This is a genomic window from Rhodococcus sp. BUPNP1 (assembly GCF_002215235.1).
GTDB lineage: Bacteria > Actinomycetota > Actinomycetes > Mycobacteriales > Mycobacteriaceae > Rhodococcus.
In genome coordinates this window covers 188,003-207,064 of the sequence record NZ_NERM01000003.1, presented here as the reverse complement: position 1 = coordinate 207,064, position 19,062 = coordinate 188,003, and the positions used below count along the sequence as shown (strand labels likewise).

The following is a 19,062-nucleotide window of genomic DNA, read 5'->3' as shown; positions in this document are numbered from 1 at the left end:
CTCACCGATCTCCTCCCTGGAGGTCGAGCCGGGGCGAGACCACGCCGGGCACCGTGCCCGGAGTGACCTGCCGCTGAATGTTCTCGCCGCTCAGGACACCGAACGGCAGGATCAGATCCGGGGACCGCTGGTCCTCGGTGATCTGTGTGGCGACGTCGCGGCACCGGTCGATCAGCGGCTGCATCTGCCGGCCGAGCTGCTCGAAACGCTCGTCGCCGGGCACGAGATTGCCCAGATCGATGAGCTTGCACACCGCTCCCGCAGGATCCTGCAGGTCGGGCAGCACGAGGCGCGACGCGAGCACACCGGCTTCGGCGTCGTAGGAGTTGACGAGGTTGCTCACCGCGAGCGGGAGCAGCGTCAGCGAATCCACGAGTTCCTGCCGACGATTCGACAGGGTCTCCGTGATCGGCACGAGTGCGTCGACGTTGTCCTTCACGGCCGCCTGGTTGTCGCGCACGAACGTCGCGACGTCGCCGAGCGTGACCGACAGCGTGTTCAGGGCCTCGCCGAGGTTCTGCCGCTCCCCCGCCAGGAATCCCGACAGGTCCGAGAGCTGGGCGTTGAACTGGCGCACCTGCTCGTCGTTGGCCGCGAGGGCGCTGACGAACACCTGCAGGTTCTCGATCGTGCCGTAGAGGTCGTCGCGCGACTGGTCGAGCGTGCGCGCGGCGGCCGACAGGTTCTCGATGCTCTGCCCGAGGGCCTCGCCGTTGCCGGCGAGGTTCTCCGCACCGACCTCCACGAAATCGGTCAGCGCGCCCTCACGGTTCGCGCCGTCGGGACCGAGCGCGCGGGAGAGTTCGTCGATGCTCGCGTAGAGCTCGTCGACCTCCACCGGGGTGGCGGTGCGCTCGCGGTCGATCACCGCACCGCTGCTCATCGTGTCGCCGCCGGTGTAGGCGGGGGTGAGCTGCACGTAACGGTCGGCGACCACCGAGGGGGTGATCTGCACGGCGCGAGCGTCGGCCGGGATGTCGACGCCGCGGTTCACCCGCAGACCGACCTTCACCAGATCGCCCTGCGGTTCGACGGAGGTCACCTTCCCCACCTCGACGCCGAGCACCCGCACGTCGGAGCCCTCGTAGATGCCGACGGCCTTGTCGAAGTAGGCGGTGATCTCGGTGGTGCCCAGTCGGGTGAACAGCCACCAGCCGGCTCCGGCCAGGGCCACCGCGACCGCCACGACGGCCGCGATCAGCGCGATGCGCCCGCGATTGCTGCGGGACTCGCCGTTCTCGGCGTGTGCCATCAGTTACCCCCTTCCAGGCGGCGACCGGGTTCGCGGTAACCGGGGATCTCCGGCAGGCCCGGCGGGGTCAGGTTCACGACGACCTGGTCGAACCACCGGCCGTTGCCGACAACGTTGGTGTAGACGCGCACGAACGGCTCGTACAGCTCCATGGCCCGATCGAGGTTGTCGTTGTTCTCCTGGAGGATGTCGACGACGCCGCGCAACTGCTGCAGGGCGGGACCGATGGTCTCGCGGTTCTCCTCGACGAGCCCGGAGAGCTCGGCCGACAACCGCTTGGTGCCGTCGAGCAACTGGGAGATCGCCTCCTGCCGGTTGTTCAGTTCCGCGACGAGCAGCGCGCCGTCGGAGAGCAACCGGTTGAACTCGGCGTTGCGGTCGGCGAGCACCTTCGAGACGTTGCCGGTCGCATCGAGGAGTTTCTTCAGCTCCTGGTCACGACTCGCGACGGTCTCGGACAGGCGGCTGATGCCGTCGAGTGAGGCCCGGATGTCGTCGGGTGTCTCCGAGAAGGCCTCCGACAGGGTCTGGAAGCCGGTCGCGAGCTGTTCGGAATCGATCTCGCCGAGGGTGGTTGCCGCCGACGAGAACGCCTCGATCACGTCGTACGGCGCGACCGTCCGGTCGAGCGGGATCCGGTCGTCCGGGTCGAGCACCTCCGTACCCCGCGGCTCGAGCGCCAGATACTTCTGCCCGAGGATCGTCTTGATCTGGATGGAGGCCGCCGTGTCGTTCCCGACCCAGGCGTCCTGGACCTTGAACGAGACGATCACGCGGTCGCCCTCGAGGTCGACTCCGGTGACCTTGCCGACCTTCACGCCGGCGATACGCACCTCGTTGGTGGGCTTGAGACCTGCGGCCTCGCTGAATTCGGCCTCGTAGGTTGCGCCCGCCCCGATGATGGGCAGTTCGTCGAGGAAGAAGGCGGACAGTGTCCCCAGCAGCACCACGACGATGCCCAGGGCACCGGCGGCGGCCGGACTGCGACGTTTGCTCATCGTCCCTGCAACTCCTGCATCCCCTCCTGCGAGCAACGCTTCGCCGCATTCGTGTAGATGGGTTGGTTCACGGTGGGCAGCCCCGTCGGCAGATTCAGATACGGGACCGAACCGGGACCTGCGACGATGTCGATACCGCACAGGTAGAACTGGAACCACGAACCGTAGCTGGCCACGCGCCCGAGCTTGTCGAGCTTGACCGGCAACGTCTCGAGGACGCGGTCGACCTCGTCGCGGTTCGCGTTGAGATTCGAGGTGACCTGTTCGAGCGCCGTGATCGACTGTGCGATCGACGGACGGGTGGGCTCGAGGACGTCGGAGACCGCGTCGGTCAGCCCCGCCATCGACGCCACCGCCGAACCGACGGTCGCCCGGTCGGCCGACAATCCGCTGACGAGTGCCTGCGTGTTGACGAGCAGCGAATCGAGCTGCTCGTCGCGCTGGTCGATCGTGGCCAGGACGGTGTTGAGGTTGTCGATCACCGCACCGATCACGCGATCCTTGTCGGCGATGGTGTTGGTCAGCGACGCGGTGCTGCGCACCAGATCGTCGATCGTTCCGGCCTCACCCTGGAAGACCTGGATGATCTGGAACGAGAGCTTGTTGACGTCGTCGGCGCTCAGCGTCTGGAACAACGGCCGGAAGCCGTCGAAGAGCGTCGTGAGGTTCACCGCCGGCTTCGTTCGCTCGATCGGGATCGTGTCGCCGCTCGTGATCTTCTCGCCCTGCGCACCCTCGCCCTGACCGAGCGCGATGTACCGCTGGCCGACGAGATTGCGGAAACGGATGGTCGCCGTGGCACCGGCAGGCAACCAGTCGCGCTCCTCGAGCGAGAAGGTGACCCGCGCCTGCCGTTCGTCGAAGACCGAGATCTCCTCGACCTGTCCCACGCGGACACCCGCGATGCGGATGTCGTCGCCCTTGTTGAGCGAGGTGACGTCGGAGAAGATCGCGTGGAACTTCGTTCCTCCCCCACCGCCGACACTGGCGATGGTCGCGGCGAGGACACCGGTCGCGATGACGGTGACCACGGCGAACACGATGAGTTTGATCAGGGGTGCTGCCAGACCTCTCACTGGAAGCTCACCTCCGTACCGCGGATCGCCGGAGCGCCGAGCCGGGTGGTCCAGGACGGGACCTCCTCGGGGTCGACACCGGTGGCCTGTCCGTAGATCACGTCGAGCGTGTCCTGTTCCAGACGCGAGCCGGCGTACGAGACGGGAGTCGCGCCGTTGCCCGAGGTGCCGATGATCTCGCCGACGTCGTCGGGGACGCCGGATCCTGCCGGGGCAGGGAAGAAATCGATGGTCTCGGGGCCGGGATTACGCGACGGCACCTGGTACGAACCGTCGTTGACCGAACCGCCCGGATACTGCGGGAAGTTGCGGCCGGGCGCGGTCACGTCGTTGTAGCAGGCCGGTCCGCGATCGTCGAGCAGACGCGGTTCGTCCTGGTTCGGCAGGTAGCGGCCCTTCGGGTTCGTGAACTGGATGTTCGCGCGCACACCCGGGAACGGATCGTCGGCCGCGAGCAGGTCGACGGCGGCCGGCTTCGCGTCGGCGAATCCCTCGAAGGTGCACGGGAAGGACGGCGAGTAACGGGCGAGCAGCTGCAGCGCCTCCTTCGAATCGGCGGACAGCGTGATGATCGAGTTCGAGTTCTGCTCGATGAAATCGGCCGTCTGCGACGACGCTCCCGTCGCGCTCGCGAGCAGCGTGCGGATCTGGTTCTGCTGTTCGACGACCGTGCCACCCGTCGTGCGCAGGTTGTTCAGCGCCTCGACGAGTTCCGGTGCGGCTTCGGAGTAGGTCTGCGAGAAGTCGGCGAGACCGCGCAGATCCTCCTGCAGCGTGGGCAGTTCGACGTTCACCTCACGGAAGATCTGTTCGAGGTCGTCGACCGTCTGCCCCAGCTTCTCCCCGCGTCCGCTCAGTCCCTGTGCCAGTGCGCCGAGCGTGTTGGCGAGGTCCTGCGGCGGGACGGCCTCGAGGAGCGGGAGCAGCCCGTCGAGCACGTCGCCGAGTTCGACGGTGCGCTCGCTCGTGTCCTGCACCAGCACATCGCCGTTCGTGACGGGACGCCCCGGATCGTCGGGGATGATCAGCGAGACGTAGCGCTCACCGAAGAGTGTCTTCGGCAGCAGCTGTGCCGTGGCGTTGACCGGGATCAGTTCGGCCTTGTCGGGGTCGAGAGCGAGATGCGCGGTGACGTCGCCGCCTTCCGCGCTCGTTCCGCGGACCTCGCCGACGAGCACACCGCGCGCCTTGACGTCGGCGTTGAGCGGCAGCGCGTTGCCGATGCTGTCGGTGCGGAGGTCGACCTTCACGACCTTCGTGAACGTCTTGTTGTACATCGCGATCGTGACGTACAGGAACAGCGCCAGCACCACGAAGAAGATCAGTCCCAGGGTGCGCCGACGCACGGGCGAAGTGGTCGTGTCGCTCATCCGGCCACCCTCACCGTGGTCGTCGTGCCCCAGATCGCGAGGCTGAGGAAGAAGTCGAGGATCGCGATCGTCACGATCGCGGTACGCACCGCGCGGCCCACGGCCACACCGACGCCGGCGGGACCGCCGCTGGCGTGGAAACCGTAGTAGCAGTGGATGAGGATGACCACGAACGCGAAGACCAGCACTTTCGCGAACGAATACAACACGTCCTCCGGTGGGAGGAACAGATAGAAGTAGTGGTCGTACGAGCCGCTCGACTGGCCGTTGAACAGCGTGCTGATCGTGCGGGTCGCGAGATAGGCCGCGAGGAGACCGATGATGTACAGCGGGATCACGGCGACGAAGCCGGCGATCATCCGGGAGGTCACCAGGAACGGCAGCGACGGCACGGCCATCACCTCGAGGGCGTCGATCTCCTCGCTGATCCTCATGGCGCCGAGCTGTGCCGTGAAGCCGCAGCCCACGGTCGCCGACAACGCGAGCGCCGCGACGATCGGGGCCAACTCACGGGTGTTGACGTAGGCGGAGAGGAAGCCGGTGAGCACCGACGAGCCGAGCTGCTCGAGCGCGGCGTAACCCTGCAGACCCACGACGACGCCGGTGAAGCCGGACATCATCGCGATGACGCCGATGGTGCCACCGATCACGGCGAGTGCACCGCTGCCGAAGGTGACCTCGGCGAGCAACCGCAGGACTTCCTTGCGGTAGTGGGTGAGGGTTCGCGGGGTCCACGCGACGGCGCGCGCGTAGAAGGACATCTGGTCCCCCGCGCGGTCGAGCACGTTCAGCGGTGCGCGCACCGCTCGGCGACCCCGGAGAAGAACGAGATCTCCGCGGCCTCTGGAGACTGTCATCTGGTCAGGATCCCTTCGCAGGAACGATCTGCAGGTACACCATCGTCAGGATCAGGTTCGCGAAGAAGAGCAGCAGGAACGTGATGACGACGGTCTGGTTCACGGCCTCCCCCACGCCCTTCGGGCCCGCACCCGGGTGCAGTCCCTTGTAGGACGCGACGACGCCGGCGATCAACCCGAAGATCGCAGCCTTGAGTTCGGCGACGTAGAGGTCGGGTAGCTGCGCGAGGGCGGAGAAGGAGGCGAGATAGGCGCCGGGGGTACCGCCCTGCAGCACCACGTTGAAGAAGTAGCCGCCGGCGATGCCGATCACGGAGACTAGGCCGTTGAGCAGGAGCGCCACGAGCACCATCGCCAGTACTCGCGGGACGACGAGCCGCTGGATGGGATTGATACCCAGCACCTCCATCGCGTCGATCTCCTCGCGGATCGTCCGCGATCCGAGGTCGGCGGTGACCGCGGAGCCTGCGGCACCGGCGATCAGCAGAGCTGTCACGATCGGACTGCCCTGCTGGATGACCGCCAGGACGCTCGCGGCGCCGGTGAACGATTCGGCGCCGAGCTGCTTGATCAGCGAGCCGGTCTGCAGCGACACGACGGCGCCGAACGGGATCGCGACGAGCGCCGTCGGAAGAATCGTGACACTGGCGATGAACCACGCCTGTTCGATGAATTCCCGGAACTGGAACGGTCGGCGGAAGGTGTTCCGCACGACGTCGACGAACAGTTCGACGATGTTGCCGGCCTGGGTGAGTGCGCCGTGAACCGGCCGCACGAGCGAGCTGCCCGCCCCCATCTACTCTCCTACTTCTCCAGCCTGCGGCTGTACTACTACTGACGTTGTACGACTGCTGCGGCTGTTGCTACTTCGGGGCCTGCTCGTATCCCTCTCCGGTGTAGGCGGGAATGATCTGGGTGTCGTCGTCGGCGTATCCCCGGGAGGTCCGGGGCGCGCCGGTGTGATCGAGCGATTCGAGGATGGCGCTCTGGGCGGCCGGGGGCAGAGTGTGCAGGATCGAGCGCACCCGCTCCTGCCGACGCGCCACCGCCTGCCGCTCCGGCATCCCCGGCGTGGCCTGCATCTGCGGCACGATCCCCTCGATATCGTCCACACCACCGGCATGATGACCGGCATCGACGAGCGCCTGCTCGTGCGCCATCGTCGCCTCGTCCTTCTCCTCCGACATCCCGATCGGACCGATCATCGTGCCGTTGAGGAACTGCTTGACCACCGGCTCGTCCGAGGTCAACAACACCTCACGCGGACCGAACATCACCAACTGCCGACGGAACAACATGCCGATGTTGTCCGGCACCGTACGCGCCAGATTGATGTTGTGCGACACGATCAGGATCGTCGCATCGATCTCCGCGTTGATATCGATCAACGTCTGCGAAATGTAGGTGGTGCGCACCGGATCGAGACCCGAATCCGGCTCGTCGACCAGGATGATCTCCGGATCGAGCACCAACGCACGGGCCAGGCCGGCGCGCTTGCGCATCCCCCCGGAGATCTCACCGGGCAGCTTGTCCTCGGCGCCGAGCAGACCGACGAGCTCGAGCTTGCTCATCACGATCTGCCGGATCTCCGATTCGGTCTTCTTGGTGTGCTCACGCAACGGGAAGGCGACATTGTCGTAGAGGTTCATCGACCCGAACAACGCCCCGTCCTGGAACAACACCCCGAACAGCTTGCGGATCTCGTAGAGCTCCTTGCTCGAGCACTGCAGGATATCGGTGCCGTCGATGACGATCGAGCCCTCCTCCGGGCGCAACAGACCGATCAACGACTTGAGGAACACCGACTTACCGGTACCCGACGGACCGAGCAGCGCACTGACCTCACCGGCCGGCAACGTCAACGTCACGTCCTGCCAGATACGTTGCGAGCCGAAGGACTTGGTCAGCCCCTCGACGGAAACCTCGACTCCCACGATTACCTCCGCTGTCCGATACCGTCGCCCCCGTGTGGGTTGGGTCACTCTATCGCATGGATAGTGGTACCTGTGACAAGCGATCCTACTCATGAGTAAGGACCTCGTACAAGGGGGCATACATATCTGGACTTATGCCGTGACCTGCATGAACACGATGTAAATATCGAATTCTGCCGATATCGGACATATCGCTCGGCATTCTTGTCCGAGAATGCGAAAGGGCCGTTCCCGCGAAAGTGAATTCGCGGAAACGGCCCTGTGCGGAACCGTCCCGGAGAGCGACGAACGCTCGACGGGGAAGTTCGGAAACCGTCTTACTTGACGGTGACCTTGGCGCCGGCCTCTTCGAGCTTGGCCTTGGCAGCGTCGGCAGCGTCCTTGGCGACCTTCTCGAGGATCGGCTTCGGAGCACCCTCGACGAGGTCCTTGGCTTCCTTCAAGCCCAGGCCGGAGACGATCTCGCGAACGACCTTGATGACCTGGATCTTCTTGTCGCCGGCACCCTCGAGGATGACGTCGAACTCGTCCTGCTCGGACTCGGCCTCGGCAGCAGCGGCCGGAGCACCGGCGGCAGCGACGGCAACCGGAGCAGCAGCGGTGACCTCGAAGGTCTCCTCGAATGCCTTAACGAACTCCGAGAGCTCGAGCAGGGTCAGTTCCTTGAACGCGTCGAGCAGCTCTTCGGTGGTGAGCTTCGCCATGGTGGCGGTCCTTCCTGATAAGTCCCATGTCGCTGATCCGCGACCGGATGGGATGGTGCGTGCCGGAGCACGCGTGGATGTATCTTTCGCGGTGATGCGGATTCGCAGTGATGCGGATCAGCGTCAGGCGGCTTCTTCGCCCGCCTTCTTCTCCTGCAGAGCGGCCGCGAGGCGGGCCACCTGAGAAGCGGGGGCGTTGAACAGGCCTGCGGCCTTTGCCAAGTTGCCCTTCATCGCGCCGGCGAGCTTGGCCAACAGCACCTCGCGGGACTCGAGGTCCGCGATCTGGTTGACCTGCTCCACGGACAGCGCAGCGCCGTCCATGTAGCCGCCCTTGATGACGAGAGCCTTGTTGTCCTTCGCGAAGTTCTTCAGAGCCTTCGCAGCGTCCACCGCTTCGCCCTTGACGAACGCGATGGCGGTCGGACCGACGAACAGGTCGTCGAGACCCTCGACGCCCGCCTCAGCGGCGGCACGCTTGACCAGGGTGTTCTTGGCGACGGAGTAGGTGGCACCCTCTCCGAGAGCGCGACGCAGCTCGGTCAGACTTCCCACCGACAGACCACGGTATTCCGTGATCACGGCAGCGGTGGAGGTCTTGAACTGCTCGGTGATCTCCGCAACTGCGGAAACCTTCTCGGGCTTTGCCATACTTCGCCTCCTCTCAGTAACAGTCGTTTTCCCGGTGTCCCGAGTGGGACGCCCCACCGGACGACCGCCGGGACCGGAAAACGACGAACGCCCCGGCGCAGGGCACACGGGGCGTGAAAGGAGGAGGAACTCGAATGCACCCGGAAGGCACATCACGGCTCACATCTCCCCTAACCTCGTCCTCCTGCGTGGGCCGCCGGACAACTCCGGACCTTCAACCGATCCGCACGCGGATTCGGTGACCAACGGTCTTGGGTAGAACATGATCGGGGTGAAGATCGGCGCACGCCGAACTACCCGACCACTGTAGCGGACGATATCCGCGAAATGCAAAACGGCCGGCACAGCGATGCTGTGCCGGCCGCTTCGAATGCACATCCACTGCGTGCAGTGCGAACTACTCCGCGATCTCGAGGAGGTTGCGGGTGCGCTGCGGATCCACCGGGATGCCCGGGCCGGTGGTCGTAGCGATCGTGACCTTCTTGATGTAGCGGCCCTTCGCGCTGGACGGCTTGGCGCGGAGCACCTCGTCCAGAGCAGCAGCGTAGTTCTCGACCAGCTTGGTCTCGTCGAACGAGGCCTTGCCGATCACGAAGTGCAGGTTGGCGTTCTTGTCGACGCGGAAGCTGATCTTGCCACCCTTGATGTCGGTGACGGCCTTCGCGACGTCCGGGGTGACCGTACCCGTCTTCGGGTTCGGCATCAGACCACGGGGACCGAGGACGCGGGCGATACGACCGACCTTCGCCATCTGGTCGGGGGTCGCGATCGCGGCATCGAAGTCCAGCCAGCCGCCCTGGATGCGCTCGATCAGATCCTCGGCGCCCACGACGTCGGCGCCTGCGGCCTCGGCCTCGGCAGCCTTCTCGCCCACCGCGAAGACGATGACGCGAGCGGTCTTACCCGTGCCGTGCGGCAGGTTGACCGTGCCGCGCACCATCTGGTCCGCCTTACGGGGATCCACACCGAGTCGCATGGCGACCTCGACGGTGGCGTCGTAGTTCTTCGAGGTGGTCTCCTTCGCGAGCTTCGCAGCTGCGAGGGGGCTGTACAGGTTGTCCGAGTCGATCTTCTCGGCCGCGGCGAGGTATGCCTTGCTGCGCTTTGCCATGTTCTTTCCTAACTTCTCACCGGCAGGTGAATGGTTCGGGCGTGGTAGCGGGCCTGGCCGGCCCTCCCACGAGTGCTACTGCAGGCGGGGACGGGTCCCCGGAACAGTGAGGGCTCAGCCCTCGACCGTGATGCCCATCGACCGAGCGGTGCCGGCGATGATCTTCGCGGCAGCCTCGATGTCGTTGGCGTTCAGGTCTTCCTGCTTGGTCTTGGCGATCTCGCGCACCTGATCCATGGTCACCTTGGCGACCTTGGTCTTGTGCGGCTCGCCGGAGCCCTTCTGCACGCCTGCAGCCTTGAGCAGGAGCTTCGCGGCCGGCGGGGTCTTCAGCTTGAAGTCGAACGAGCGGTCCTCGTAGACCGTGATCTCGACCGGCACGACGTTGCCACGCTGCGACTCGGTCGCCGCGTTGTACGCCTTGCAGAACTCCATGATGTTGACGCCGTGCTGACCCAACGCGGGGCCGACCGGCGGAGCCGGGTTGGCCTGGCCGGCCTGGATCTGGAGCTTGATGAGCCCGGCGATCTTCTTCTTCTTGGGGGGCATCTCTATTCCTAGTTTCTTGCTCGGTGTGGTTCTTGCGTACTGCTACTGCAAGCTTGTGCGCGCCGGATGCCGGCGCCGTCGGGTCCCGGGGACCGTCAGATCTTCGACACCTGGTTGAACGACAACTCCACGGGAGTCTCACGGCCGAAGATCGACACCAGGACCTTGAGCTTCTGCTGCTCGGCGTTGACCTCGCTGATGGAGGCGGGCAGCGTCGCGAACGGGCCGTCCATCACGGTGACGGACTCGCCGACCTCGAAGTCCACCTCGATGGCGGGCTTCGCAGCGGCGGCGGGAGCCTGCTCGCCTGCGGCCGGGGCACCGGCCGCCGGCTTCTTCTTCGCCTGCTGCGGGAGGAGGAACTTCACGACCTCCTTGATCGTCAGCGGCGACGGACGCGACGTGGCTCCGACGAAGCCGGTCACGCCGGGCGTGTTCCGGACGGCACCCCACGACTCGTCGTTGAGTTCCATCCGGACGAGGATGTAGCCGGGCAGGACCTTGCGGTTGACCTGCTTGCGCTGACCGTTCTTGATCTCGGTGACCTCTTCGGTCGGCACCTCGACCTGGAAGATGTAATCGGCGAGGTCGAGGTTCTGGACACGGGTCTCGAGGTTGGTCTTGACCTTGTTCTCGTAACCGGCGTAGGAGTGCACGACGTACCAGTCGCCGGGCTCACGCCGCAGCTGCTTCTCGAGGGCCTCGGCCGGATCGACCTCGTCCTCTTCGGCGGGCGCGTCAGCGGCGTCCTCCGCTGCGTCGGAGACATCGGCATCGGACTCGACATCGGTGCCGGACTCGACAGCAGCGTCGGACTCGGAGACCTCGGTGTCCGCATCCGCCGACTCGGCCGTCACGTCGTCAACCAAGGCCTCGTCCGAAACGTGCTCCTCGGCCGAAGCCTCGTACGAGTCGTTCTCGGGGGTGCTCACCGGGCACTTTCCTCTCGTCGATCACATTTTTCGTCTCGCGCGGACAGGCGCTAACCGAACAACCAGCTGACGCCCTGTACGAACGCCAGATCCAATCCGAAGATGAACGCCGTCATGACGGTCACGAACGCAAGGACCACGAGTGTGTAGGTGGTCAACTGCTTGCGGTTGGGCCAGATCACCTTGCGGAGCTCGGCGACGACCTCACGGAAGAAGCGCACGAGTCGCTTGAAGATGTTCTCGGACTTCGCGGCGGGACGATCGCTCACGGCCGTGGCCGAACGCGACGTCTTCTTCATGGACACCGCGCTCGTCGTGGAAGCCGAGGAACCGGCTGCACCACGACGGGTGGCCCGCTTGCCGGTCGGCCGAGCAGCCGCGGAGGAACCGTCGGGGGTCGCGCCGGTAGCCGTTCCAGCGTCGCCGGGGATGTTCCCTGCGGTGCCGCTGTGGCGCTGACCGCGCTCCTCGCTCACATCGTTCCTCTCGGTCGCTGGCAGTCCGGGGGCAGGGGCGACAGGACTTGAACCTGCAACCTGCGGTTTTGGAGACCGCTGCTCTGCCAATTGAGCTACGCCCCTCTGGTCGGACATCCACACTCGTACGAAGCGAGTGTCCGGAACCGACCCATCTGCGACCACATGACACGCGCGCTACCCCGTCGGGCCGTTACGGCCTTCGTAGAGCAGCGCGCTGCTATGCGATCCCAGAAGCCTAAGTGTACTGCATTGCCCCGGGACAAACCCAATCCGCTCGGCCGTCAGGCCAAACGGACCGTTGCCGTGGCCCGACCGAAGATCTTGCGACCGTCGGACTTCGCCACGATAGCGACCACTGCTGTCTTGCTCTCCGCGTCCACCGACTTGATCTTGCCGGTGAACTCGATCTCGGCGGCCTTGTCGGCCTCCACATATACCGGACTGGTGAACCGAACGTTGTATTCGGTCACCGCGCCGGGGTCTCCCAGCCACTCCGTGACGAAGCCGGCCGCGATGCCCATCGAGAGCATGCCGTGCCCGACGACGTCGCGCAAGCCGGCCAGTTCGGCCACCTTGTCGCTCCAGTGGATCGGGTTGGGATCACCCGACACACCTGCATAGTTGACCAGATTTCCGCGCGTGAGTGTGACGACCTTCGACGGAAGCTCGTCCCCTACCGCGACATCCGCGAAACTACGGAGTGTCACTGTGCATCACCACATCCTTGACCGCGTGCGCGATGTTGTCGTCGACCTCGCCACCGGAACGGGCGACGAGCGTCGTCCAGGACGTGAGCACGAGATTGTCGTACTGATCGGTGATCACGTTCTTGGTGGTGATGATGTCGCTGCCGGCAGCCTGACGGAAATCGTCGAGGTAGACGTCGCAGAACAGCCTGTCGCCGGCCTGGATCGGGCGGTGGTAGACCATCCGCTGGTCGGTCTGCATGATCTGGCTCAGGTCGTATCCGGTGACGACCTCTTCGAACAGCTTGCGCTGCGCGATCATGCCGACGATCGAGACGAAGGTCAGCGGCGCGATCACTCCGTCGTACCCCAGCCCGCGGGCTGCGTCGTCGTCGTGATGCGCCGGATGCGAATCGCGCACGGCACGGGCGTACTCGCGGATCTTCTCGCGACCCACCTCGTAGTAGTCGTCCACCCGGTAGTGGTGGCCGACCATGGACTTGGCGTGCGCGGCGGCATCGAACGGGATCCCGGCCTGTTCGGTCGCGTCCACCGATTCCTGGTTCTCGAGTACGTTCGTCATACGCAAAACCTCCGCAATTCCGACGACGCCAACTGGCACGGTCGGTATTGCGGAGACCTTACGCGTCGACGTCGTTCCGACCGGCTACTTGGACTCGCGGTGCGACTGGTGCGTACCGCAGTTCGGGCAGAACTTCTTCAGTTCGAGCCGGTCGGGGTCGTTGCGACGGTTCTTCTTGGTGATGTAGTTGCGGTGCTTGCACACCTCGCAGGCCAAGGTGATCTTCGGCCGAACGTCAGTAGAGGAGGCCACGGGATGCCTTCTTTCGCGTCAATCCGATCAGTATCGATCAGGGTGGATCAATGAACTTTTGGTAGCGGTGACCGGACTTGAACCGGCGACGCAACGATTATGAGTCGTTTGCTCTACCAACTGAGCTACACCGCCTCGGTGCCGAGTGTCGCTACGAAGGCGGCACCTCAATCCAGCGAGCCCCCTGACGGAATCGAACCGTCGACCTTTTCCTTACCATGGAAACGCTCTGCCGACTGAGCTAAGGGGGCGTGGCCTCCGGAGCATCTCTGCTCGCTGCGGCCTCCAAAAGATTACACACACTCGGTCCTGGTGCAAAATCCGCTGGTAGAGGCCCATAAACGCCGCTGCTCTCCGAGCTCTGCGCACCCGCACCCACCCGTGCCCACACGTACGCGCGCGGTGGGCCGGCGGTGGGTACCGGGCGCGGGACGGAACGGCACCGCGTGCCGAGCCGGCCAGAACCTCGGGAGAGTCCCGGGAGAGCAGGACCCACACTCCCGGACCACACTCCAGGGCCTGCGCTACAAGGACCTGCACTACAGAGAATCCGCACTACAGAGACCCCGGAATGCAGAACGGCCCCGGTTCTGAAGAACCGGGGCCGTTCCGGTGGCAGGTGTAGGATTCGAACCTACGTAGGCGTAAGCCGACGGATTTACAGTCCGCTCCCATTGGCCGCTCGGGCAACCTGCCGGGTGCGATCGGGACCGCGTCCTCGATGCGTTTGGAAGAATACAACGCATACCCCCCCGAAACGCAAACCGAGTGGTCACAGCCCCGCGCGACCCGATAGCGTCGGGTGGACAGAACCCTTACAGACCGACCCGGAAGTGGAGTGAGACGTGGCTGATTCGTCGTTCGATGTGGTGAGCAAGGTCGACCGCCAGGAAGTGGACAACGCGCTGAACCAGGCGGCGAAGGAGATCGCCAACCGCTTCGATTTCCGGAACACCGGGGCGCACATCGAGTGGTCGGGTGACGAGGCCATCACGATCTCGGCCGAGACCGAGGACCGCGCACTCGCCGCGCTGGAGGTCTTCAAGGAGAAGCTGATCCGCCGAGACCTCTCGCTGAAGTCCTTCGACGCCGGCGAGCCGACGCAGTCCGGCAAGGTCTACAAGATCACCGGAACCCTGGTGCAGGGCATCAGCCAGGAGAACGCCAAGAAGATCTCCAAGCTCATCCGTGACGAGGGCCCCAAGGGCGTCAAGGCGCAGATCCAGGGCGACGAGCTACGCGTGACCAGCAAGAAGCGCGACGACCTGCAGGCCGTCATCTCGCTGCTCAAGAACGCCGACCTCGACATCGCCCTGCAGTTCGTCAACTACCGCTAGTTCGTCAACTACCGCTGGTTCGTCGAGCACCGCTGGTTCGTCGACCTCTGCTGACGAACCCCTCCCCTACGACACCGCCCGCGACTTCCGTCGCGGGCGGTGTCGTCTGTGGGTGTCGTGTGCCGTCCGGTCAGCGGATCCCGGCCATGCGCTCGAGTCGTTCGATGCGGTCGGCCATCGGCGGATGCGTCGAGAACAGCCGGCTCATCCTGTCGCCCGCCCGGAACGGGTTGGCGATCATCAGGTGCGACTGGGCCGCGAGCTTCGGTTCGGGCGGCAGCGGCGCGGCCTGCGTGCCGAGAGCGAGCTTGCGCAGCGCCGACGCCAGGGCCAGCGGGTCGCCGGTGAGCTCGGCACCGGACTGGTCGGCCTGGTACTCGCGCGACCTCGACACGGCGAGCTTGACGACCGATGCCGCGATGGGGCCGAGCAGGGAAACCAGCAGCAGCGCCAGCGGATTCGCGCCACCCTCCCGGTTGCCGAATGCCGACGCGAAGAACGCGAAGTTCGCCAGACCCGAGATGACGGCGGCCATCGCGCCGGCGACCGACGAGATGAGGATGTCGCGGTTGTAGACGTGGGCGAGTTCGTGGCCGAGCACCGCGCGCAGTTCCCGTTCGTTCAGGATCTCCAGGATGCCCGTCGTGCAGCACACGGCGGCGTTGCGCGGGTTACGTCCCGTGGCGAACGCGTTGGGGGCGTTGGTGGGGCTGATGTAGAGCCGCGGCATGGGCTGGTGCGCCGCGGTCGCGAGTTCGCGCACGATCCGGTACATCGCCGGAGCCTGCACCTCGGTGACAGGCTGGGCGTGCATCGCCCGTAGGGCGAGCTTGTCGCTGTTGAAGTACGCGTAGCCGTTCATGCCGACGGCGAGCACGATCGATATCAGCAGGATCGTCGAGTTCTGGAACAACGCTCCGACGAACACGATCAGCGCGGACATTCCGATCAGCAGACCGGCCGTCTTGAGACGGTTCGAGTATCCGTGCACGTCGCACCCCTTCCGCACCACGATTCCCCACTCGTTCGTCCAACGAACGAGCGCACGGCGCGGTTCCCGCCCCGAAACGGGGCGGGACCACACGACGGTCCGTCAGCCCACGCGGGCGACGGTGAAGTCCACGAGGCGACGCAACGCCTCGTTCGCCGGGCCCTGAGGCAGGGCGTCGAGTTCGGCGTGGGCGCGGGCGGCATAGGTCGCGAGGGTCGCCTTCGCCGCATCCATCCCCGGCGAGCGGACGAGCAGCTCGAGTGCCTCCGCGACGTGCGCTTCGTCCTCGATGGGACCGACGAGCAGTTCGCGCAGGCGATCGGCCTCCGGCCCGGTCTCCTGCAGCGCGTAGAGCACCGGCAGGGTGTACACGCCCTCGCGGAGATCGGTTCCGGGGGTCTTGCCCGACTCCGTGGTGTCGGACGCGATGTCGATGATGTCGTCGACGATCTGGAAGGCGGTGCCGACGGCGTCGCCGAGTCGTTCGAGACGCTCGACGTGTTCCGGATCGGCGCCCGAGAACGTACCGCCGAAGCGACCGCTGGCGGCGATCAGCGAACCGGTCTTCTCCCAGATCACCCGCAGGTAGTGCTCGACCGGGTCGTCGTTGCTGCGCACACCGATGGTCTCGCGCATCTGACCGGTGACCAGCTCGGCGAACGTCTCCGCGATGATCTGCACGGCCGACGGACCGAGGGTCGACACCAGTCGCGAGGCGTGCGCGAACAGGTAGTCGCCGGCGAGGATCGCGACGCTGTTGCCCCAGCGCACGTTGGCGCTCGGAGCTCCGCGACGCATCGTCGCCTCGTCCATCACGTCGTCGTGGTAGAGCGTCGCGAGGTGCACGAGCTCGACGACGGTCGCCGCCGTCACCACGGCGGGATCGGTGGGCTTCGGCCCGAGCTGCGCGGTGAGGATCGTGAACAGCGGCCGGAACCGCTTGCCACCCGCCTTCGCCAGGTGCAGTGCGGCCTCCGTCAGGAAGTCCTCACCGTCGGACAATTCCTCGACCAGGAGTTTCTCGACGCTCGCGAGGCCGTCCCCGACTGTCGCGGCGAGGACCGGATCGCCGAGTTCCACACCGGCCACGACGGTGCTCGGCGCCGCATCGGCCGAACCGGCGGTCCGAGCCGCCCCCTCAGTGCTCACGATGACGTACCCATCCTGTTCTGTCGCCTCGACTTCACCGTAGTGAACCTAGCCGTTCGTTCCCCGATCCACCTCGTCGAGGCGGCCGATCGCGGCCTGAGAAGATGGAGCGGTGGTGGCCGAACACTCCGCGCGAGATCCGCGGCAATCCCAGTCCTGCGTTCCCGACAGTACCGATGTTCTCGTCGTCGGTGCCGGTCCAGCCGGTTCCGCCGCCGCTGCGTGGGCTGCCCGCGCCGGTCGCGAGGTGCTGCTCGTCGATGCCGCGACCTTCCCTCGCGACAAGACCTGTGGTGACGGACTGACCCCGCGCGCCGTCGCCGAACTCGACGAACTCGGTCTCGGCGACTGGCTGCGCACCCGCACCGTCAACCGCGGTCTGCGTCTCGAGGGCTTCGGTGGCCGCTTCGAACTCCCCTGGCCCGACTCGTCGTTCCCCGTCGTGGGCAGTGCCGTGCCGCGCACCGAACTCGACGCCCGGATCCGGCAGGTCGCGCTCGACTCGGGTGCCCGCGCCGTGGACGGGACGAAGGCCGTCGACGTCGAACGCGACGGCGACCGGGTCTCGGCCGTGATCTTCCGCACCGCCGACGGACCGCGGACCGTCCGGTGCCGCATGTTGATCGTCGCCGACGGGGTGCGCTCTCCCCTCGGCAAGGTGCTCGGACGTCGCTGGCACCGCGACACCACCTACGGCGTGGCCGCGCGGGCCTACGCCACCTCCCCGCGCAGCGACGATCCGTGGATCACCTCGCACCTCGAACTGCGCGACGACGCGGGCGCCGTCCAGCCGGGTTACGGCTGGGTGTTCCCGCTCGGCACCGGCGAGGTGAACCTGGGGGTGGGCACCCTCGCGACCGCCTCGCGACCCGCGAACGGATCGCTGCGACCGCTCATCGACCTGTACGCGCGGCAGCGCCGCAGCGAATGGGAGCTCGGTGAGGTGACGCGGGTGGCGTCGGCGCTGCTGCCCATGGGCGGTGCCGTGTCGGGGGTCGCGGGCAGGAACTGGGCGTTGATCGGCGACGCCGCGGCGTGCGTCAATCCGCTCAATGGCGAGGGCATCGACTACGGACTCGAGGGCGGGCGGCTGGTCGCCGGGTTGCTCGACTCCGACGACCTCACCGAACTGTGGCCGGCGACGCTGCGCTCCCACTACGGCCGGGCGTTCTCCACCGCGCGTCGCCTCGCGAACCTGCTCACGATCCCGAAGTTCCTGCCGGCGACGGGTCCGATCGCGATGCGGTCGCGGACGATGATGTCGGTCGCGGTGCGGGTGATGGGCAATCTCGTCACCGACGAGGACGCCGACTTCGTGGCCCGGGTGTGGCGGACGAGCGGTCATTTCTCGATGCGCTGGGATCGGCAGCCGCTCTTCGCCTGAGCCGCTACATGTGCCGCGCGGCTACTTGCGTACCGCGCTGCACCGATGCGCGCGGCTACGTGCGTACCGCGCGGTGCAGGGCGGTGATGCCCCCGGTGAGATTGCGCCACTTCACGTCGCTCCAGCCCGCGGCCTCGATGCGCCGGGCGAGCTGTTCCTGATCGGGCCAGGCCCGGATCGATTCGGCGAGGTAGACGTAGGCGTCGGGATTGCTGCTGACCGCCCGCGCGACCCGCGGCAGCGTCCGCATCAGGTACTCCATGTAGACGGTGCGCAGCGGTTCGCGCACGGGCGTGGAGAACTCGCACACCACGAGGCGTCCACCCGGCTTGACCACGCGGGCGATCTCGCGCAGTCCCTCGTCCGGGTCGGCGACGTTGCGCAGGCCGAAGGAGATGGTCGCGGCGTCGAAGACGGCGTCGGCGAACGGCAGTCGCATCGCGTCGCCCGCGACCATCGGGACGTTGCGGAACTCACCGGCGTGCAGCATGCCCGTGGAGAAGTCGGTGGCGACGACCCATGCGCCGGACCGTCCGAGTTCGACGGTGGAGACCCCGGTGCCAGCGGCCAGGTCGAGCACGCGCTCGCCGGGCTTCAGGTCGAGGGCGGCACGGGTCGCGCGACGCCACCCGCGGTCCTGCCCGAACGACAGGACGGTGTTGGTCAGGTCGTAGCGTGCAGCGACCCCGTCGAACATGGACGCGACCTCACGCGGGTCCTTGTCGAGCGACGCGCGTGATCCGTGAGTTGTTGCCACGGCCGAAACG

At 66.2% G+C, this 19,062-nt stretch carries 21 protein-coding genes and 4 tRNA genes; 2 read left to right on the top strand and 23 right to left on the bottom strand.

The features are described 5' to 3' along the window. Position 1: 1 nt before the first annotated feature. The 20 genes from B9C99_RS04580 to B9C99_RS04485 form a co-directional block, all read right to left on the bottom strand. Positions 2-1,252: an MCE family protein gene (locus B9C99_RS04580; protein WP_016694779.1), complete on the bottom strand. Its 1,251-nt coding sequence runs from the start codon at positions 1,250-1,252 to the stop codon at positions 2-4. Next, the gene (locus B9C99_RS04575; protein WP_016694780.1) at positions 1,252-2,250 is read right to left on the bottom strand and encodes an MCE family protein; all 999 of its coding nucleotides are present in this window, start codon (positions 2,248-2,250) and stop codon (positions 1,252-1,254) included. The genes B9C99_RS04580 and B9C99_RS04575 overlap by 1 nt, the downstream gene beginning before the upstream one ends. Further along, entirely contained in the window at positions 2,247-3,326 is a 1,080-nt protein-coding gene (locus B9C99_RS04570; protein ID WP_016694781.1) for an MCE family protein, read from the bottom strand. The genes B9C99_RS04575 and B9C99_RS04570 overlap by 4 nt, the downstream gene beginning before the upstream one ends. After that, a complete protein-coding gene (locus B9C99_RS04565) occupies positions 3,323-4,696 on the bottom strand; it encodes an MCE family protein (protein ID WP_016694782.1) in 1,374 nt (457 codons plus the stop codon). Before B9C99_RS04565 ends, B9C99_RS04570 begins: the two co-directional genes overlap by 4 nt. Beyond that, positions 4,693-5,553, bottom strand: a complete 861-nt coding sequence (locus B9C99_RS04560; protein ID WP_024101684.1) for an ABC transporter permease — start codon at positions 5,551-5,553, stop codon at positions 4,693-4,695. The genes B9C99_RS04565 and B9C99_RS04560 overlap by 4 nt, the downstream gene beginning before the upstream one ends. 4 nt (positions 5,554-5,557) lie before the next feature. Next, a complete protein-coding gene (locus B9C99_RS04555; protein ID WP_006552286.1) occupies positions 5,558-6,349 on the bottom strand; it encodes an ABC transporter permease in 792 nt (263 codons plus the stop codon). Between the two features lie 67 nt (positions 6,350-6,416). Then, entirely contained in the window at positions 6,417-7,490 is a 1,074-nt protein-coding gene (locus B9C99_RS04550) for an ABC transporter ATP-binding protein (RefSeq protein ID WP_088897126.1), read from the bottom strand. 314 nt (positions 7,491-7,804) lie between these two features. After that, a complete protein-coding gene (rplL, locus tag B9C99_RS04545; RefSeq protein ID WP_003937621.1) occupies positions 7,805-8,191 on the bottom strand; it encodes a 50S ribosomal protein L7/L12 in 387 nt (128 codons plus the stop codon). Positions 8,192-8,314: 123 nt separating this feature from the next. After that, entirely contained in the window at positions 8,315-8,842 is a 528-nt protein-coding gene (gene rplJ / locus B9C99_RS04540; protein ID WP_006552288.1) for a 50S ribosomal protein L10, read from the bottom strand. Positions 8,843-9,239: 397 nt separating this feature from the next. Further along, positions 9,240-9,953: a 50S ribosomal protein L1 gene (rplA, locus tag B9C99_RS04535; RefSeq protein ID WP_016694305.1), complete on the bottom strand. Its 714-nt coding sequence runs from the start codon at positions 9,951-9,953 to the stop codon at positions 9,240-9,242. A 114-nt stretch (positions 9,954-10,067) separates the two neighbouring features. Then, positions 10,068-10,502 carry a 50S ribosomal protein L11 gene (rplK, locus tag B9C99_RS04530; RefSeq protein ID WP_006552290.1) on the bottom strand — a complete coding sequence of 145 codons (435 nt, stop codon included), beginning with the start codon at positions 10,500-10,502 and terminating at the stop codon, positions 10,068-10,070. A 95-nt stretch (positions 10,503-10,597) separates the two neighbouring features. Then, positions 10,598-11,434 carry a transcription termination/antitermination protein NusG gene (gene nusG, locus B9C99_RS04525; RefSeq protein WP_016694306.1) on the bottom strand — a complete coding sequence of 279 codons (837 nt, stop codon included), beginning with the start codon at positions 11,432-11,434 and terminating at the stop codon, positions 10,598-10,600. 50 nt (positions 11,435-11,484) lie between these two features. Continuing rightward, positions 11,485-11,910 (bottom strand): preprotein translocase subunit SecE, encoded by a 426-nt coding sequence (secE, locus tag B9C99_RS04520; RefSeq protein ID WP_026061589.1) that lies wholly within the window; start codon positions 11,908-11,910, stop codon positions 11,485-11,487. 32 nt (positions 11,911-11,942) lie between these two features. Further along, a tRNA-Trp gene (locus B9C99_RS04515) sits at positions 11,943-12,015 on the bottom strand. Positions 12,016-12,194: 179 nt separating this feature from the next. Next, entirely contained in the window at positions 12,195-12,620 is a 426-nt protein-coding gene (gene hadB, locus B9C99_RS04510) for a (3R)-hydroxyacyl-ACP dehydratase subunit HadB (protein WP_019291230.1), read from the bottom strand. Beyond that, positions 12,607-13,182, bottom strand: a complete 576-nt coding sequence (hadA, locus tag B9C99_RS04505; protein ID WP_016694308.1) for a (3R)-hydroxyacyl-ACP dehydratase subunit HadA — start codon at positions 13,180-13,182, stop codon at positions 12,607-12,609. The genes hadB and hadA overlap by 14 nt, the downstream gene beginning before the upstream one ends. 84 nt (positions 13,183-13,266) lie before the next feature. Next, positions 13,267-13,434: a 50S ribosomal protein L33 gene (rpmG, locus tag B9C99_RS04500; protein WP_003941903.1), complete on the bottom strand. Its 168-nt coding sequence runs from the start codon at positions 13,432-13,434 to the stop codon at positions 13,267-13,269. Between the two features lie 59 nt (positions 13,435-13,493). Continuing rightward, positions 13,494-13,569, bottom strand: a tRNA-Met gene (locus B9C99_RS04495). A 43-nt stretch (positions 13,570-13,612) separates the two neighbouring features. Then, a tRNA-Thr gene (locus B9C99_RS04490) sits at positions 13,613-13,685 on the bottom strand. Between the two features lie 362 nt (positions 13,686-14,047). Further along, positions 14,048-14,130 (bottom strand) — tRNA-Tyr (locus tag B9C99_RS04485). A gap of 149 nt (positions 14,131-14,279) precedes the next feature. On the opposite strand from B9C99_RS04485, the gene B9C99_RS04480 reads away from it, so the two are divergent. Further along, positions 14,280-14,771, top strand: coding sequence for a YajQ family cyclic di-GMP-binding protein (locus B9C99_RS04480; protein WP_016694310.1), 492 nt, complete (start codon positions 14,280-14,282; stop codon positions 14,769-14,771). A 130-nt stretch (positions 14,772-14,901) separates the two neighbouring features. Here B9C99_RS04480 and htpX read toward each other — a convergent pair whose 3' ends face one another. Further along, positions 14,902-15,762, bottom strand: coding sequence for a zinc metalloprotease HtpX (gene htpX, locus B9C99_RS04475; RefSeq protein ID WP_088897125.1), 861 nt, complete (start codon positions 15,760-15,762; stop codon positions 14,902-14,904). A 102-nt stretch (positions 15,763-15,864) separates the two neighbouring features. Beyond that, the gene (locus B9C99_RS04470) at positions 15,865-16,911 is read right to left on the bottom strand and encodes a polyprenyl synthetase family protein (protein ID WP_088897084.1); all 1,047 of its coding nucleotides are present in this window, start codon (positions 16,909-16,911) and stop codon (positions 15,865-15,867) included. A 112-nt stretch (positions 16,912-17,023) separates the two neighbouring features. On the opposite strand from B9C99_RS04470, the gene B9C99_RS04465 reads away from it, so the two are divergent. Next, complete coding sequence (locus tag B9C99_RS04465; protein ID WP_088897083.1) at positions 17,024-18,295, top strand: geranylgeranyl reductase family protein; 1,272 nt, start codon at positions 17,024-17,026, stop codon at positions 18,293-18,295. 55 nt (positions 18,296-18,350) lie between these two features. Here the strand turns inward: B9C99_RS04465 and B9C99_RS04460 are convergent, their stop codons facing one another. Then, positions 18,351-19,052, bottom strand: coding sequence for a demethylmenaquinone methyltransferase (locus B9C99_RS04460; RefSeq protein WP_088897082.1), 702 nt, complete (start codon positions 19,050-19,052; stop codon positions 18,351-18,353). Positions 19,053-19,062: the final 10 nt, after the last annotated feature.